The organism is Limnoraphis robusta CS-951, assembly GCF_000972705.2.
Genome location: NZ_LATL02000079.1, coordinates 1 through 2,931, shown reverse-complemented (window position 1 = coordinate 2,931; position 2,931 = coordinate 1). Strand labels below are relative to the sequence as shown.

Genomic DNA, 2,931 nt, shown 5'->3' with positions numbered 1-2,931 from the left:
ATCTCGCAAGGCAACTGCTAAGAAACAGAAACCCAAATCGTAAGGTTTGGGAATCCCCTTCGTTTACGGAGGGGAGGATGTCAACTAATCATTATTGTTTTTCTGCTGGTTTCTCCAAATTTGAGGGGCGACTCCATGATACTTGCGAAACTGTCTGGAAAAGTGACAAGAGCTTTGATAGCCAATCCTACGGGCAATTTGTTCTACTGTGTAGCAAGTTTCTTTCAGGAGCGCTCGCGCTGCCTTCATCCGTCGCTCAATAATCCAGCGATTCACTGTTTTTCCTGTTAAAGATCCCACTTGACTGGTCAAATAAGCTGGTGAGTACCCTGCATTTTCAGCCACTTCAGCGAGAGTAATTGTTCGCCAATAGTTTGCTTCAATAAAATTGAACACTTTCTTGAGCGATTCTTCAAAAGGAAAAGTAGAATAGTCTTCTGACTGAGCAATGTTTTCGGAAACCTCTATCTCTTCTGGAACAGTTTCAGTTGGAGTTTGACCAAATTTTAGGGCATATCCCTGCTGTAAAATAGAGCGTTTTTTGATCTGTGAAAGAACAGCTTCAGTTAAGTCTTGCAAACGACAAGGCTTTGTGAGATAGTCGTCTGCACCTAACTCCATCGCTTGTCTAAAATGATCTTTCTCCCATTTTGCCGTCAGAAAAATAAACGGAATGATCGCAGTTTCAGGGCATTGTCGCAAAGCATTTAAAACATCATAGCCATCGAGTTCTGGCATGATAATATCGCAGATAATCACTTCAGGCAGATGCTTACGGGCCAGCTCCAGCCCGATCATCCCATTTTCTGCTGCAATCGGCATAAATCCTTCAGCTTCCAAACTATCAATAAATAGCTGTCGGGTCGGATAATCGTCTTCAACAATTAAAACCTTTGCAGAAGACGCACTTGCAGAAGAAGAAGATGCACTCATCATTGCTGTGCTTATTGTCATGGGTTTCACGTCAATTACTTGATTACAGAAGTTGATTAGACTTGTTTAAATTCAAAAACAGTACAAAAAAAAGTTAACAAGACTAAACATTACTGCGTTTTGAAAATACAGCTTTTTAAATATAGTTAGGTACAAGTTGGTTCACCAAAAGCTACTCTGATCGAGCAGCATGATTGACAATACCATTCCACTCATTGGCTTGAGCTAGTGGTACAATTCACTCATTCAATGGTTATCAAACTCAATCTTACACCTCCTCAATCTTTTCCTTAAAAAATGAGGAAGTTTAATGAATTCATCACAAGCAGCTGAAAAAAACAAGGCTTAATTTGTTCAAGTGTAATGCTCATTAAGCACCCTCAAGTTCCACAAAACAATAAATTTGTGATTGGGGAACTCTTCTGCTTTTGAACTGCAAGTTGAAATCTATTCTTAATTATTGTAACGTTTAACCCGTAAATTAGTCAAGTCCAGAAAAAATGATCAAGATTGCTTAAGATTTGCGGATAGGAGTCCTTATAAAGACAGGAAACCCTACCCTTAATTTAGGATTAATTTAATGTATTCTTTTGTATTGAAAATTCAAAAAAAGGGGGTTAGAACCCATAAAATGAGTTCAATCGCAGTATTGACAGGCAGATAGATGTCAAGAATTCAGCTAACGATTCTGTTGAGTTTTCTAGGCGGTTGCATAGACGGCTGTACACAATCAGCCTCAAGAGATTCAACTGTCGAAGCCGCCAGAAATACGCTCAAACTTTCAATGATATGATCAGTTTCTGGTAGTGTTTGAGGCACTACAGTTTGAAAAGTTTGATGAGCGATTTCAAAAGCTCTTTTGAGCGAGTCGCGATCACAACAGCTTGCTGCGCTGGCGAGTTGAGCGTAGGTTGTAGAAAGTCGCTGCAAAATACCACGACTTTCTGGGGAACCCATCATAATTTCTAAAGAAAGAGAATCATTTTGAGCAAAAAGACGACTAGCTTGAGCGATCGCCAACCGATACAACGGACTAGACAACTCCAGACTCCGAGCCACATCAACCCCCTCAGTCGCCAAAAACACACCCAAACCAAAAGTCATAAAATGGCGAATTCCCTGCACCGTCCCCATCATTCGATCATGCTCTGTCGCCGAACTGGTTCTCAGTTTACCGCCATTCCGCTCAATCAGCCTCAACAGCCAATCAAAAGCAGTTTCGCTTCGCCCCGGACAAACCACAACATTTTGAGATAAAAAAGAACTTATTCCAGGGCCAAACATCGGGTGCAATCCCATAACTGGGCCAGAATGATAAGTGAGCATCGCCTCAACAATGGGTGCTTTAATACTAATAATGTCAGTCAAAGCTGTCGTCTCTCGTAGGTATGAGGCTGCTTTTTTAATAACACTAACAGCTTGCTGAGTTGGTACACAAACCATCACCAGATCCGCATTTCCCAACAGCACCTCAGCATCATCCCAATCATCGCGGCCCATGATCCTCACCTGATGTCCAGCACAGGTCAGTTGTTCAGCAAAAAACTGACCCATTTTACCCGTCCCGCCAATCAGTGTCACCTGCTGAGGCCAATCTGTTCGGCCGAGATCTTCGGTAACAGAGGGAGTAATCGTCGCCGCAGCCGCCGCACTGGTTAATAAATTGCGCCAAACAAACTCCGGTACACCCGCGTGATCCAACTCCGTTTTCAGTACCGCCGAATTCATGTGATTACTTTGCTCTTCAGCGATCGCAGCGATCCGTTCTCCGAGTAACTTAACAAGCTGACGATCAATATCTTCTAACTTTGAGGGAGATTTTGAACAAAACACCATTATATTTACCTGTTTTTCAGTGATCACTCAGCAGTCTTGTCGGGGCAGTTTCCCCATTTTCAAAAGAGAGAGGGCGGGTTTATAAAGCTTGTTTGTTAGAGCGCTCAATTGTTGCAGAACCCGCCCCTACAGGGGTGATTGTTTAAACGGGCGGGGTTATAA

2 protein-coding genes are annotated in these 2,931 nt (G+C 42.5%); both read right to left on the bottom strand.

Annotated features, from left to right (window positions below):
- Positions 1–84: 84 nt before the first annotated feature.
- Positions 85–954 (bottom strand): response regulator, encoded by an 870-nt coding sequence (locus WN50_RS06865; protein WP_235440862.1) that lies wholly within the window; start codon positions 952–954, stop codon positions 85–87.
- Positions 955–1,608: 654 nt separating this feature from the next.
- Entirely contained in the window at positions 1,609–2,769 is a 1,161-nt protein-coding gene (locus WN50_RS30820; protein WP_046280387.1) for a prephenate dehydrogenase/arogenate dehydrogenase family protein, read from the bottom strand.
- Positions 2,770–2,931 lie beyond the last annotated feature (162 nt).

Bases quoted from the DNA above. Each gene is read 5' to 3' on its own strand.
- WN50_RS06865 (WP_235440862.1), bottom strand. From the start codon at position 954: ATGACAATAAGCACAGCAATGATGAGTGCATCTTCTTCTTCTGCAAGT.
- WN50_RS30820 (WP_046280387.1), bottom strand. From the start codon at position 2,769: ATGGTGTTTTGTTCAAAATCTCCCTCAAAGTTAGAAGATATTGATCGT.